This is a genomic window from Sorangium sp. So ce367, from assembly GCF_051520455.1.
Taxonomy (GTDB): domain Bacteria; phylum Myxococcota_A; class Polyangia; order Polyangiales; family Polyangiaceae; genus Sorangium; species Sorangium cellulosum_B.
In genome coordinates this window covers 978872-992458 of sequence record NZ_CP150334.1, presented here as the reverse complement: position 1 = coordinate 992458, position 13587 = coordinate 978872, and the positions used below count along the sequence as shown (strand labels likewise).

Annotated in this window: 13 protein-coding genes and 1 pseudogene; 5 read left to right on the top strand and 9 right to left on the bottom strand. The window is 67.4% G+C overall.

The window, feature by feature from the left end; genetic code table 11:
• Nucleotides 1-4: 4 nt before the first annotated feature.
• The 8 genes and pseudogenes from WME97_RS03785 to ltrA all read right to left on the bottom strand — a co-directional run bounded on the left by WME97_RS03785 (nt 5) and on the right by ltrA (nt 9032).
• Complete coding sequence (locus WME97_RS03785) at nt 5-868, bottom strand: hypothetical protein (protein ID WP_437549592.1); 864 nt, start codon at nt 866-868, stop codon at nt 5-7.
• A 243-nt stretch (nt 869-1111) separates the two neighbouring features.
• Nucleotides 1112-1899, bottom strand: a pseudogene (locus WME97_RS03780) (IS5 family transposase).
• 213 nt (nt 1900-2112) lie between these two features.
• On the bottom strand, nt 2113-2271 hold the full coding sequence (locus tag WME97_RS03775) for a hypothetical protein (protein ID WP_437549591.1): 159 nt from the start codon (nt 2269-2271) through the stop codon (nt 2113-2115).
• 74 nt (nt 2272-2345) lie between these two features.
• On the bottom strand, nt 2346-2840 hold the full coding sequence (locus WME97_RS03770) for a cupin domain-containing protein (protein ID WP_437539753.1): 495 nt from the start codon (nt 2838-2840) through the stop codon (nt 2346-2348).
• Between the two features lie 118 nt (nt 2841-2958).
• Nucleotides 2959-4248, bottom strand: coding sequence for a DUF1552 domain-containing protein (locus WME97_RS03765; protein WP_437549590.1), 1290 nt, complete (start codon nt 4246-4248; stop codon nt 2959-2961).
• Nucleotides 4249-4319: 71 nt separating this feature from the next.
• Complete coding sequence (locus WME97_RS03760; RefSeq protein ID WP_437549589.1) at nt 4320-5894, bottom strand: DUF1592 domain-containing protein; 1575 nt, start codon at nt 5892-5894, stop codon at nt 4320-4322.
• A gap of 570 nt (nt 5895-6464) precedes the next feature.
• Complete coding sequence (locus tag WME97_RS03755) at nt 6465-7253, bottom strand: hypothetical protein (protein ID WP_437549588.1); 789 nt, start codon at nt 7251-7253, stop codon at nt 6465-6467.
• A 459-nt stretch (nt 7254-7712) separates the two neighbouring features.
• On the bottom strand, nt 7713-9032 hold the full coding sequence (ltrA, locus tag WME97_RS03750) for a group II intron reverse transcriptase/maturase (RefSeq protein WP_437549587.1): 1320 nt from the start codon (nt 9030-9032) through the stop codon (nt 7713-7715).
• Between the two features lie 737 nt (nt 9033-9769).
• Here ltrA and WME97_RS03745 point away from each other — a divergent pair.
• The 4 genes from WME97_RS03745 to WME97_RS03730 all read left to right on the top strand — a co-directional run bounded on the left by WME97_RS03745 (nt 9770) and on the right by WME97_RS03730 (nt 11880).
• Entirely contained in the window at nt 9770-10438 is a 669-nt protein-coding gene (locus WME97_RS03745; protein ID WP_437549586.1) for a hypothetical protein, read from the top strand.
• A gap of 77 nt (nt 10439-10515) precedes the next feature.
• The gene (locus tag WME97_RS03740) at nt 10516-10830 is read left to right on the top strand and encodes a hypothetical protein (RefSeq protein ID WP_437549585.1); all 315 of its coding nucleotides are present in this window, start codon (nt 10516-10518) and stop codon (nt 10828-10830) included.
• A complete protein-coding gene (locus tag WME97_RS03735) occupies nt 10814-11101 on the top strand; it encodes a hypothetical protein (protein ID WP_437549584.1) in 288 nt (95 codons plus the stop codon). The genes WME97_RS03740 and WME97_RS03735 overlap by 17 nt, the downstream gene beginning before the upstream one ends.
• 287 nt (nt 11102-11388) lie before the next feature.
• The gene (locus tag WME97_RS03730; RefSeq protein ID WP_437549583.1) at nt 11389-11880 is read left to right on the top strand and encodes a UPF0262 family protein; all 492 of its coding nucleotides are present in this window, start codon (nt 11389-11391) and stop codon (nt 11878-11880) included.
• A gap of 152 nt (nt 11881-12032) precedes the next feature.
• Here WME97_RS03730 and WME97_RS03725 read toward each other — a convergent pair whose 3' ends face one another.
• Nucleotides 12033-12539, bottom strand: a complete 507-nt coding sequence (locus tag WME97_RS03725) for a DUF1993 domain-containing protein (RefSeq protein WP_437549582.1) — start codon at nt 12537-12539, stop codon at nt 12033-12035.
• A gap of 400 nt (nt 12540-12939) precedes the next feature.
• Between WME97_RS03725 and WME97_RS03720 the strand changes: the two genes are divergently transcribed.
• Nucleotides 12940-13512 (top strand): hypothetical protein, encoded by a 573-nt coding sequence (locus WME97_RS03720; RefSeq protein WP_437549581.1) that lies wholly within the window; start codon nt 12940-12942, stop codon nt 13510-13512.
• The last annotated feature ends 75 nt before the right edge of the window (nt 13513-13587 follow it).

The following is a 13587-nucleotide window of genomic DNA, read 5'->3' as shown; positions in this document are numbered from 1 at the left end:
GCGATCAGTTACACGGCCCGAGGTCGGCCCACTCGGCCGGGCACCAGGAGGTCGGGTTGCTGGGCGGGCAGTCCGGGTGCGACCACCAGATCTGCTGGGTCGCCGACCAGAGGTGGCCACCGTTGGTCACCAGCGTGGAGGGCGTATACACCTGCGCCGACATCCATGCGGGCGCGCTGCTGCAGTTCGCGGGCACGGTCGACGTGCAGGCCTCCCAGGTCGACGGCGACGCGCTGAGGTTCTTGTTCTGGTAGACGTAGGGCGCGGCGTCGTGGAACGACCAGGTGCTCGCGCCCGACATGTTCTGCCAGGCGCCCGAGGTCGTCTTCACCTGCTGGCGAAGCATCTTGATGGGCGCCTCGCAGGAGACCTGCGGCTCGGGGTACTGCGGGCCCACGTCGGCGAAATGCTCGATGTCGTGCGCGTACATCTCGACGGTGCTGCGCGCGTCCTGGGCGAGGAACTGCCAGCCGGCGCCGTTCTTCATGTCGACATAAAGGCAGAGCTGGGCGCCGGTCACGCTCGCGACGCGCTCGGGCGTGCACCACTCGTACTTGAAGACGACCTGCTGCCCGGGCTGCAGGCCGCCCAGCGAGCCGCCGCAGGTGCCCCCCGAGCCCCACTGGGTGTTGCAGCTCGAATGATTCCCCGTGACGCCGTTGTCATCTCCGAAGTAGTAGACGAACCATCCATCCGGGCTGTGGTAAATGCCGGACTCGAGGTTGTAGTACCACTGGCCCACCGCGGTCCAGGCCGTGGACGCGTTCAGAAGCTGGGGTACCTGCCACTCGATGAGCCAGCCGCGGGTGTCTCCGACGTTGCCCGTGTAGCTGCTCGTCAGATCGTAAGTTCCGCGCTGGCTCGCCACACCGAGGCTCTCCTCTTCGTCCGCGCCGGCACCGGCTGTGCATGCGGCCGCGCCGAGGGCTCCGAGGAGCAACAGCGCCGCGCCGATTCGCGGCAGGAAAGCGCGTGACGGGCGGAGAGAACAGGGTTGCATCGACAGAGTGCTCTTCTCGATCATAAGGATTCTCCTGAGAGCGACGTTATCCCCCGCGGCGGTGAATAGCGCGGACCGAGGCCGCCCACTGTTAAGACGTGTTAAGAGCGCCTAACAAAAGCCCGTCGGGATATGGTTGAGGCAGATCAGGCATACGGCGAGCAGGAGGAACGCTCGGTGAATGTCGGCACGGCGCTCATACCGCACGGTCAAGCGGCGGAAGCGCCGGAGCCAAGCGATCGTCCGTTCGACGACCCAGCGGTAACGGCCGAGTTTCTCCGACGACTCGATGCCCTTTCGAGCGATGCGGGGCACGATGTGGCGCAGATGACAAGCCAACCGAAGGGCCGGGTCGTCGTAGGCCTTATCGGCATGCAGTTTCTTGGGGCGGCGCCGCGGTCGGCCGCAAGGACGCGCGATCGGCGGCACCGCGTCCACCATAGGAGTGAACATCCTCGAGTCATGGACGTTCGCCGGCGTCATCTCGACGGCGAGCGGGATACCATTCTGATCGACCAGAATGTGATATTTCGTGCCCGGCCGGCCGCGATCCGTGGGGTTCGGGCCAGTTTTTTCACCCCCCTTTTTGCCGGAACCAGCGAGGCATCCAGCGCAGCACGCTCCCAGTTGATCCTGTCGGCTTCGCCGAGCTCATCGAGCAAGACCTCGTGGAGCCGATCCCAGACGCCAGCCTGCTGCCAGTCGCGCAACCTGCGCCAGCACGTCATGCCGCTGCAGCCGAGCTCTTGCGGGAGATACTCCCAAGGGATCCCGGTCTTGAGCACGAATAAGATACCGGTCAGCGCGATCCGATCAGGCGTACGCGGCCGGCCCCCCTGCGGCTTCGGCTCCGTTTTCGGCAATAGAGGTACGATTCGTTCCCAGAGTTCGTCCGGCACCAACAGCTTGCCCACGCTGTATTCTGCCGCACCATCGGCTTCCCTCAAGCAAGCGGGGTGAACGAGCTTTTGTTAGGTGCTCTAAGCCGAACGACGTGATTCAGGGGTGGGGCGCTGGGCGCGCGGAGCCGTCCGCGGGGTGGGTCGATGCGCTGGTGACGACGTGGAGGACTGCTCAGCCCGCCACTGCGTCGATGATCTGACGCGGCCCGGTCACGGCAGCTCGAGGCCGAGGCCGAGATCGAGGATCGCCGACACCGGTGACGCACGGAAGACGTCGCGCCGCTCCCCCGCCTCGTCCGTGTAAAAATACACATCGCGCGCGAGCGGCACGGCGATCCCGAGCCCGACGGCCCCGAACAGCGGGCCCACGACGGCGTCGCCGAGCGCCCCAGCGGCCGATGCGGTCTACCCCCCGGGAGACATCCATTCGGCCGAAGGCCCGCTCATCGGCGCGCCGTCTCCCATTCTGGGCTGCTCAGGAAGTACGTATCGTAGAGCTCCTGCACGTCGCGCAAGGTCTCGGGCGGCTCCTCGCCGTACGCGATGCGCGTCAACTTGCGAAAGTAGTCGAAGCGCTCGACCCCTGGCGTGATGACGACAAGGAGCTCTGCGCCCTTGCCGCGCGCGGCGGCGAACGCGTGGGCGACCCGCGGAGGGACCACGAGGAGATCGCCCTTCTCGGCCGTCACGATGTCGCTCCCCGAGAGGACCTGCACGGCGCCGTCGAGCACGTAGAACATCTCGGCCGAGGCGTCGTGACGATGGGGCCGCGCGCCGTCCGCGTCCTTCGCGAGCGTCACACGCACGGTGGAGAGGGCTCCGCCCGTCGCGCTGCTGTCCGCGAGGAGCTGGATCCGCGCGGCGGGAGAGCCGACGATCTCAGCGTCAGCGCCACGGACGACGACCGACCGATCGAAACAAGGCTGGATGATCGACATGCCGCCCAGTGAAGCACCCGCGGGGCGAGCGCTCACCTGGAAAAGCGTACGGAGCGCGCCCGCAGCCGGGGCGCCCCATGCGCTGCGTTCCGCGCCGCCGACGGGAGGCGGCGCCTGCTCAGGTGAGCGGCAGGGCGCCCCCGGTGTTCAAGACGCCCTCGCCGAAGCTCTTGACGTCCTCGAAGCCCATATAGTGGAAGCAGCTCACGAGCATGTCGGCGAAGGAGCGATCGCCGCGGAAATCCATCAGCCGACCGCGCCGGAAGTGGTCGTGGGCCTTTCCCGCGAAGACGACCAGGCTGTCCTCGATGCTGTGGCTGTCGCCCTGCCCGAGCTCGTTCCAGTGCACGACGAGCGTATGATCCCAGAGCGTGCCGTCGCCGTCGCTCGTGTTCTTCAAGATCTCGTAGAGCTTCGTGTTCTGCTCCCAGAGGTGCCTGTGGATCTTGCGCACCTTGGCGAACGAGTCGTCGTCGCTGTTGTGCGAGATGTCGTGGTGCCCATCGCTGAGGCCCAGGTTCGAGTAGACGCGGTTGCTGGTGTTGCCGCTCCAGTTGAAATGCACCACGCGCGTCAGATCGCAGGCGAACGCGAGGGCGCTGATCTTGAAGAACAGCTCGCCCATGATCGCGTGGTTCTCGTCGGCGTAGGGGTTGATCCTCTCGCCGAGCGGGGTCTGCACGCAGGCGGCCGCGCCGTTGCCCGCCTGGAGCGCGCGCTCGACGTCGCGCATCGCGTCGAGGTGCTGCTGGATCTTGGCGCGGTCGTCGGCGCCGACCCGGGTGAGGAGGGAGTTGCCCTCTTCGCGCACCAGATCGATGGCCGACTGCTTCTTCGCCAGGCGCCTCAGCACCTCTTGCTGCGCGCCCCCGTCGCCGGGCATGGCGGCGAAGATCCGGGCGTAGGCCTCGTACGGGTCCGTCTCCGGCGGGATCGGGTTCTGATCGCCCGCGGGCCCCGCGTGGGAGTGCGTGTTCCAGATGTCGTTCCACTTGTCCCCGACGCGGTACACGAGGTGCCGGTGCGCGACGCTCTCGTTGGCTTCCAGCACGCGACCGCCGATCGCGTAGTCGGCGCTCGGCCCCTCCACGTAACCGATGGTGGTCTCGGTGCCGCCGATGGGGAACGACCCGGTGCCGGACTTCCACGGAGCGAGCGAGCTGCCGCCCTGCTGGTGGTTGTCCGCCCGCTCGGACTCCGGCAGATCGTAGAAGCGCTTGTGCAGGTTGTTGAGAAAGAGGAGATCCTCGCGGTACGGCTCGAGCGGGGCGAGGAACTCGCCGAGCTGAAAGCTCGTCTCGCCGCGGGCGTCGAAGCGCCTCTCCGTCTCGTCGCCGTTCGCCTGGAACACGAACATGATACGGCGCGGGGACGGCGTCGTCTGGGCTCGCGCGCGGCTCGAACGCATCGCATCGAGGAACGGGAGCGCGAGCGCAACTCCGGATGCGCCACGCAGGAAGGTACGGCGGCTCAGAGGTTTCATTGTTTCTCCGGGACGATGACGGGGCGGTAGCGGAAGGCGTCGGTCTGCGTGAGCGCGACCAGGAGCTCGGACAGGCTGTAACCGCTCTCCTTGAACGCGAGCGAGAGCGACGCCATCGAGCAGCGATCGGCGTCGGTCTTGTCGCGACCGTAGAAGAAGCGGAAGTTTTGCAGCACGTAGCAGGCGCGCGCCTCCTCGCTCTGCGCGAGGCGCTGGCCCAGCTCGGCGGCGTTCGCCACAGGGCCGTTGACGTCGCGCGTGCTCGAGATGGCGCTCGAGGTGTCGATCGGCCTGCCGGCCTCGTCCGTGGTGCGAGGGCGGCCCACGGCGTCGAACGACTCGAACACAACGCCGATGGGATCCATCAGCGCGTGGCACCCCGCGCAGCTCGGCTCGGTGCGGTGGAGCTCGAGGCGCTCGCGCTGCGAGAGCCCCTCTCCCAGGCCCTCGAGATCGAGCTTCACGTCGTTGGGCGGCGCGGGCACGATCTGGCACAGGAGATCGGTGCGCACCTTGAGGCCGCGGCGGACGATCGAGGTGCGCGCCGCCTTGTCGCGCGTGAGCATCATGCCCTGGGTCAGCACGCCCGAGCGGCCAGGCATGTCGACCTTGATGAAATCGTCGCCGCTCACCCCGCTCACGCCGTAGTGCTGCGCGAGCGCGCCGTTCACGAAGCTGTAGTCGGCGGCGAAGAGGTCGTCGAGCGAGCCGCTCGGGCTCGCGAGCAGGTCCTGCACGAACGCGCGCGTCTCCTCTCGCAGCAGGGCGGGCAGATCGCGCGAGAGGTCCGGATACACCTCCGGATCGCGGTTCATGCTGCTCAGCATGTCGGTGTCGAGCCACTGGTCGAAGTACTCGAGCAAGCGCTCGGCCCTGGGATCGGCCAGCATGCGCCGCACCTGGGCTTCGAGCTGCTCCGGCGTGCCGAGCTCGTCCGCCTCCGCCGCCCGCGTGAGCTCCTCGTCCGGCTGCGACTGCCAGACCAGGTACGAGAGCCGCGCGGCCATCTCGTACGGCGTGGGCTCGGTGACGTCCCCCGTGCTCGCCTGGCCGAGCTCGACGCGATAGAGCACGTTCGGCGACTGCAGCATGCTGAAGACGACCCACTCGATGCCGTCGTCGAAGGTGTACCCGTCCGATCCTGCGGTGAAGCGCTCCTCGTAACTCTGGACCTCGGCTTCCGTGAGCGGCCGGCGGTACGCCCTGGCGCCGAAGGTGCGGATGAAGTCGCGCGCGCACTCGAGCTCACCGATCTCCTCCGGATCGCAGGAGACGAGGCCCGAGGCGTGGGCCGCGACAGCGGCGACCTCCTCCGCGGCGTCGAGGAACTTCTGCGCGACGAGCGAGCCGACGTTCAAGAAGCTCGCGTTGTTGCGGAAGCCGAGCGACTCGGACTCGTTCGGAAACGTGGCGACCACCTTGTCGACGGTGGAGGCCACGCCCGGGACGCCGGAGAAGAGATCCTTCACCGTGTTGGCGTACTCATAATTGCTGAGACGGCGGAGCGGCGCCGTACCGGGCCTCGGCGTCTGGCAGAACGCCGAATCCAGCACGTCTTCCGGGGGCTCCATGATCCCAGGATCGTCCCCGCCGGGGCCCGTGCCAGACCCCGTGGACTGGCCGGGCCCGCCGATCTGGCCGTTGCATGCCGCGACGAGCGCGAGCAAGAGCGGCGCAGCGTACCTGAGTTGTGAGCCGAAAAGCTCAAGAGGCCAGCGATGCGTGTGTTGCTCGGGGTTCACCGTGTTCTCCACGCCGCGCCCGAAGAAAGGCACGAGTTGGTGCGAGCGCCGACCACATGGATCGGCACCTGCACGGGTTCCCGACGCTGCGACTCAACAGCGCCGATTTGACATTATGTACCAGAACCTGTCCCGTCCGGCTCACGGCAGAGGTCGATTGCGAACACTTTTGTGCCCCAACGACCCACCAACCCACCCACTTTATCTACTGCCGTCGCGTTTTTGAACCTCGACGGTATCTGCGCACGGCGCCTCACCGCACAGCACTGCCGAGAGCAGATAGTTCAACTATCAACGATTTTGACGCCTGGACGACGGCGTGGTCCGGGATCACCTCGGCGCGTCTCGCTGAGCGCCCGCGATCCCAGCGTCACGCCGCCGAGACGCCTCCTCAGGCGATCACCTGTAGAAGCCGACATCGTCGATGTAGACGTCGAAATCGTCGCCTTGCACGAACCCGAACTCGATCGCGAAGAGCCCTGTGAGGTCGATGGCATCGACCGTGGGTTCGGCGCCCTCGCCGCCGCGCGCGAACTGCTCGAAGGGGGTCACGACCGGGGCCCACGCCTTGCCGAGGCGCGCGGTGAAGGACCAGTCGTCGAAGCACGGGTTGGCCACGTCCTCTCCCGATTCATCGCAGATGCCGCCCGCGGGATCCGAGGTCTTGTCCGTGATGTTGACCTTCATGGTCGTCGCCGCGCTCGCTTCGCCGAGCTTGGCCCAGAACACGATACCGCTGTACGCCGACGCGTCGTAGGCGAGCAGGCCCCCGTCGGGGCCGTTCAGGGCGAAGCCGAACCCGGCGCCCCACTCGGTGAAGCCCGATCCGAACGTGTGCATCGCCATCGTGCTCTCGCCGCGCGGCTCCGCGAGCGCCTCCGGGATGAACCCGACGGGATTCTCTTCCGAGTAGACCGGGGGAGTCTGCGTGCCCGTCCCATCATTGAAGCTGTACCAGTAGCCGACCCTGCCACCCGCCTCATCGATGGCGCTGTCGCCGTCTTCCATGTCGTCGATCAGCTCGACGTCGGTGGGGACGACCGCCTCGCCCCCGCCCGCGCCCGCGCCGGCCTCACCACCCGCTCCGTCCACCAGGTGGTAGCCGTCGTCCAGCCCCGCGAGCGTGGTGCATCCACCGGCTGTGAGCGTCCACGCCGCGCACATCCATGCTGCATGCCTCTTCGCCATATCTTTTCCTACCACCACCCCGCGGGCGCGGTCCACCGCGGCCACCGCCGCAGCCTCGGCACCCGGAAAGGCTGCAACGGCCGCCGGCGTCGGACGGATCTGCCCTGCGGCGCTGGACGACACCCGGGACTTGCGGCGCAGCGCCGATCCGTGAGATCTTCCGTGCGTGAGGTCACCCAGAGCGCCTGAATCGACAGACCTGGTCCGGCGGCTTCCGTTGACCTGCCGATTGCTCGTTGGGCGGAGAGGAAGAAGAAGAGATTCACAGGGAGGCGGGGAGGCGGGGAGACGAGAGATGGGAATCCGACGTCATGGTCCCCATCCCTCGCCTCTCCATCTCGGTCTGCACAGTTCTCTCTCCTCCCCGGTAGAGTAGCCCCCCGGACCGACGGGTCCGGGGGGCCCTCGCCAGATCCGGACAAGGAGATTTCCACCATCCGGCTCTTCCGCCGAGAGGACTCAGGGGGACGCCCAGAACTGGACGCGGGTCCTCGGCCTGGGCAGCGGGAAATCCCGCAGCAGGGCCTTGAATCGCTCCCAATTCATGTACGCACGCTGGCTCCGCCGGCATAGCCACTTGTGCCATGCCCGTTCGGCCTCACGGATCAAGAGCGCGAGGCTCCGGATGTTTCCGTTTACGCCGAAGTAATTGCAGTGCCCAACGATGCGTCGTGTGATCGCGGCGTGCTGCTCCTTGACCGGCAAGTGCCGATGGCGTCGGCAAAAGTCGGCGACGGCCGTGATGGCCCGTCGGAGGCGCGCCTTGCGTGTCTTCATGCCCGGCATCCATCGCCCCGATCGGCTTCGCCGCCAATAGTGCGTGAAGCCGAGGAAGTCGAAGGTCGCCGGACCCTCGCCCCCGGAATCCCGGTTGTCCGGGCGCCCAAAGGGCAGAAGGCGGGTCTTGTCCGGGTGCAGCTTCAGTCCGTACCGCTCGAAGCGTCGCGGCAACACCTCCATCATCCGCTTCGCGTCGTCCTCCCTTTCGAAGCCGATGACGAAGTCGTCGGCGTAGCGGATCAGGGTGGCCTTACCCATGAGCCGCGGTTGGACGTCGCGCTCGATCCACAGATCGAGCACGTGGTGAAGGTAGACGTTGCCCAGCAGCGGCGACAGGACCGAGCCCTGCACCGTCCCATCCTCCGGCGCGGAGAACTCCGCACCGTCGAGGACCCCTACATGCAAGCACTTGCCGACCAGCCGCAGCAGCGACTTGTCGGCGACCCGGGCCTGGAGCATCTCCATCAGCTTCGTGCGGTCGATGCTGTCAAAGAAGGACTCGATGTCGGCCTCCAGGATCCACTCCACCCCGCCGAGCAGCATCCGGTTCAGGGCGCGCAGCGCGTCGTGCGCGCTGCGACCGGGCCGAAACCCGTACGAGACGTCTCGGAAGACCGGCTCGTAGACGACCTCCAGTACCTCCCGCACCGCGGCCTGGACGATCTTGTCCTCGGTGCACGAGATGCCGATCGGTCGCGTCTTGCCCCGTTCCTTCGGGATGTGCACCCGTCGGATGGGCTGGTGCCGGTAACGCATCGACTTCATCCGCGCGTGCAGATCGCCAACGTTGCGCTCCAGGTCCTGCCCGTACTGCTCCTTCGTGATGCCATCCACGCCCACCGCTGCCTCGTTGCGGAGGCTGCGGTACGCTCGCTGCAGCGCTTCCTCGTCGATGAGGTGCGCCAGCGCGAGGAGGACCCCTTCCGGGTCTCGCTCCGCTCTCTCCCTTACCTTCAACAGTCCCGGTGACATGATGTTCGCCGTCGTGGCAGCGCTCATGGTTCCCTCCTGAAGTTCCTCTCGACACGGGTCCCCTTTGCTCGACAGGCTCCGATGCCCTCCGTTCGCCCGCGTCGTCGCTCGTATGGGACCCTCCGACTCCCTCGTCTCCTTCGGCTTCGGCTCCGGTTCCCCTTGCTGTGGGCCTACCGCGAGGCGGATGCGCATTTCCTTGCGGAGCCCGCTGGGCTCGGCTGCGAGACACGGGCATCCGCGGCGTGTCTCGCCCCGGGGACGGATCACCGGCTCCCCGTCGTACCGGCGTTTCTCGTGGAGAGACGAGGGCCTCCCAGGTGCCTGGACCGTCCTCTTGCTGCGCGCCGCAGCCAACTACCCCGCCGGGTGCGTCCCCCTCCCGCCCTTGCGAGGTAGGACGCTGTTGCCTTCAGGCGAGAGAACACCCTGGGCACCCGGAAAGTGGAGGATTTCGTGGCTGGCATGCTGCGGCTCGCTCACTCACCTGCCTACGCATCGCCGAGCCCCTCACGGGGTCCGTCGCAAGGCTGGCTTCCGGCTGGCCGGGCGTGACCTTGGCCGGGCGGGATTCGCACCCGCTGGACAGCGAAACCCGATTTCAGAAGCTACCGCTCACTCCTTTCCCTCGGGACCAGCCTTGCCTGGTCGCACTCTCCCCGCCTCCCTGTGTACTCTCTCTTGCTCTGTCTCCCGCCCAGCAAGCCGCTGGTGTCGACCACGCTTCGCGCGGCGGCACACCGGCAAGACGTCGGGTGGACGAAATGACGGTCGAAGACGTAAGGCGCGGCCTGGAGGCCGCCCGCGAGGAGCTGTCGGCTGCAGCCGCTGCGCTCTCCGGAAAACGCGGAGACGGGGGATGGGCCCGTTACCAAGCTGCGCACGACAAGTGCATCTCGCTCGAGCGAGATCTCGCCCGCGCGGCCGGGGAGGAGTGTGCCGTCGAGATCCCCTGGCAGCATCCTTGGAATGTCGGCGCCCCACTCCCGCATGTTTTCTCCTCGAGCTCCAGAACTCTCGTCGTCTACAACATGCGCGAACCTGACCCCAGGTGGGATGGATCGTATGCCACCGTGGTCGATCCAACCAGCGCCGACCTACGCCTGATCGCCATCGTCGAATTCGAGCGATGCCTCGCCCACAAGTTCGGTTCACCGAATGACGAGGTGCTCCACGGACATCCCCTGCACGGCCGCGGGTTGGTGGCGTATGCTGCGCACGTCGTCGAGAGGTCTCGATGGATCGCCGAGCTGATGAAGATCAACTCGGTTCACAGCGAGTACAATCCAGATTGGTGGAAGCAGTATCGACACTACTTGCTTGCCTTCCACGACGAGACATTCGAGTGCATCGCCCGGAGTCATTCACTCAAGCAGACGATGTCGTCGTTCCCCGAAGCGCTCCACTCGTGCACCAGGAGCATCCTGGCGTGACGTCGCCGCCCGACAAGCTGCTGAAGCAAGCGGCCGCGGCTCGATAGCGGCACGTCGGGCAGATCTGGGGCACTCTCATGGCCATAGACTTCAGAGATTACGCCATGCTCGTGTCGCTCGACGCCCAGGGCCGCCTCGTTGACCGGCTCGAGCTGTTCATTCCGCTGGAGACGACACGCTCGTGCTTCGCACGCCCACCTGATTTCGACGACGGATCGGTCGTCTCGTGGGGCGCGCTGACCCCGGAGGAGGCAGAAGACCTCGTCGCCCACGACGTCTATCCCGAGCATCGCTCGGAGACCCTTGATCTCGTGCGAGAGCTCTTCGCGGCAGGCGCCTCGACCCGCGTGAGCCTCTACTACGCCGACTCGAACCATGCCTACCGACCTTGACCTGCTCATCGTCGACCCGGACAGCGCTGCCGTTGTTTGTAGCCGCTCCCTCGGCGGCAACTTGACGCTCGAGCGCGCTCGACAGGTCCTCGGGCGGGAGCCTGGTACGCGGATGCCAGGCCTGGAAGCCTGGAGCGGCGTATCGCCCGATGAGCTCCGGCAGATCTCCAGCGCGAGCTACGCCCAGGGCGCGGATCCAGCGGAGATCGACGTCATCGCGCAGCGCTTCCCATCCCCGAGGTATCTCTGGATCCTGGTGAGGGATTTCTAGCGCTGCCGTCGCGATACGGGCCTTGTGCCACACACGAGGAGCCCCACGGCGATGCCGCGGTTCGCCCTCGCGCACCGAGCGCTGCGCGTATTCCGGCGGTCGCGCGGCGTGACGAGGCAGAGGTTGCGGCGGAATTCTATCCTGGGCGTCCGAGGGTCCCGGCGACGATCGTGCACCGGACCAAATACGGACAATATGTAGTTCATGGAGTTCTGTCGATTTCCTCGGTGGCCGACGGTGAGCGGTTACAACCGTGAGGGGTGAGCGCTACACTGAGCTCAGCCCATATGCCCGTCGATGCCATCCGAATCGAAGAGCGCCTCTGGTCGAGCGCGTCGCCGCTCCGCAGGCAGGAGTGGCGCACGCTCACGATCGATATCGTCTCCGGCGAGCCGCCCTGGCCCTCGCGCGAGCCCTGCACCCTCGTCGCCGGTTGCGACGACAGAGACCTCCACTTCGTCTTCACCGGGAGCTCCCCCTCGGCGGACACCCTCGCCCTCCCCCGGGCGGAGGTCGCGCCGCTCGTGGGCGAGTACGTGGGCCTCATCCGAAAGCTCTCCGGGGGCGACCTCTACCCCGCCCACATCGAGCCCATCGATATGGCCAAGCGCGTCCTCCACGACACCGGCGCGAGGCGGATGGGCGCCCTCCTCCCCGACCTGAGCCCGAGCTTCGAGACGCGCCGCCGCTTCTTCTCGCTCGTCGTCTCGCTCCTCGTCGACACCACGCAGCTCGGCCCGCTCCCAGCACATCACCACGATCCAAGGCGCGTGCGGTAGCCGGGCGTCCGCCAGAAACGACGACGAGCGGCGGTCACCCGCACAGGAGACGGGCCCAGATCGGCGTTTTCGGCGCGGAAGCGCACTCCCGTGCGCTGAGCACCGAAAACGTCGAGGTGGGCCCGTATCCGCAGCAGGTGACCGCTGCTCGATCAGCGGGCGCCTAGGAAGTCTAGCTTGCCGATCTCGAGCCCGTTGTGGCGCAAGATCGCGTAGGCGGTCGTCACGTGGAAATAGAAGTTGGGCAGCACGAAGTTCACCAGGTAAACCAGGCCCTTGAACTGCAGCGGCTGATCGCGCGTCGGGATGGTGACATCGCGGTCCTCGGAGCCGTCGATCTGCTCGGGCCGGAGGCTGTTCAGGAACGCGACGGTCTTGGCGATGCGGGCCTGTAGCTCGTCGAAGCTGGCCTCGTTGTCCTCGTACTTCGGCACGTCCACGGCCGCCAGCCGCGCTCCACAGCCCTTGGCCGAGTCGGAGGCGATCTGCACCTGGCGCGTGAGCGAGAGCATGTCCGGGGCGAGGCGCGCGTCGAGCAGGACGCGCGGCTCGATCTTCTTCGCCTCGGCGTACGCGGCGGCCTTGGTGAGGATCGCCGAGAGGTTGCCGAGCATCCTGACGAGCACCGGGACCGAGGCCTGATACATCGAGATCGTCATCTTCTCATCTCCTTGCTATCGCACGGTTCAGGCAGCGCGTTCCCCGCACGGCGCACGCGGCGCGGCGCCGGCGCACCCCCCGGCGGGGACGCGAGCAGGCGCGAACATAGGGCATCCTGCCCGCCAGGCAAGCACGCCCTCTCACGCAGGGGCCGCCCGCGCCCCCCGAGCGCCCGAGCACGGCGCTCGTTCACGGGGATCCTCGGACTCCAGCGCTGAGGACAAGCCCGCGGGGCGCTCCGCGTCATGACGCGCTCGTGAAGTAATGTAAAGGGCATTGACGAACAAGATCCGATGACGGGGTGCCGCGGCGCGAGGCTCCGTGCCGGGGAGGGAGCGCGACGGGAGCGCGGTGATGGCCCTCGACGGCCGCGGGGACGGCGCGCTATAGGGGGCGCCGATGCGACACATCCTTTTCCTCAGCTTGTTCACGGCTGTGCTGGCGACCGCATGCGGCTCCTCGACGACCGATCCGGAGCCGACCGGGAGCGGCGGGTCGTCCGCCAGCTCGACGAGCGAAAGCTCGACGAGCGCCAGTTCGACGAGCGCCAGTTCGACGACCTCCAGCTCGGCCACGGGCGCAACCTGCGCTCCTGGCGAGACCATGTCCTGCACCTGTCACGCCGTCGGCGCGCCGGGCGTCGCGACGTGCCTCGCCGACGGCAGCGGCTACGGGCCGTGCATGGAGCAAGGCGGCGGCGCCTGCCGCTGTCCCCTCGGGCGCAGCGACGGCTGCTGCCCTGGCGACGGCATCTGCTGTGCGTGCGTGCAAGGCTGCGATCCGAACACCGATCCCCTGCAAGATCCCGAGACGGACGCGCTCATCGCCTGCGTCTGCGCGGCGGGCGTGTGCGCCGACGAATGCGAGAGGGAGTGCGCCGGCCAGGGCATCGCGGCGGACTGCAGGGCGTGCGTGCAGCAGGCGGGCGCGGACGCGTGCAAGGCGGAGTACGAGGCCTGCGGCGGGACGTGAGCCCGCGCCGCGCATCGCGCGGCGCGCGGTCAATGACGCGCCGGGGGGCGGGGGGCGGGGCCCGATTCCCACCTT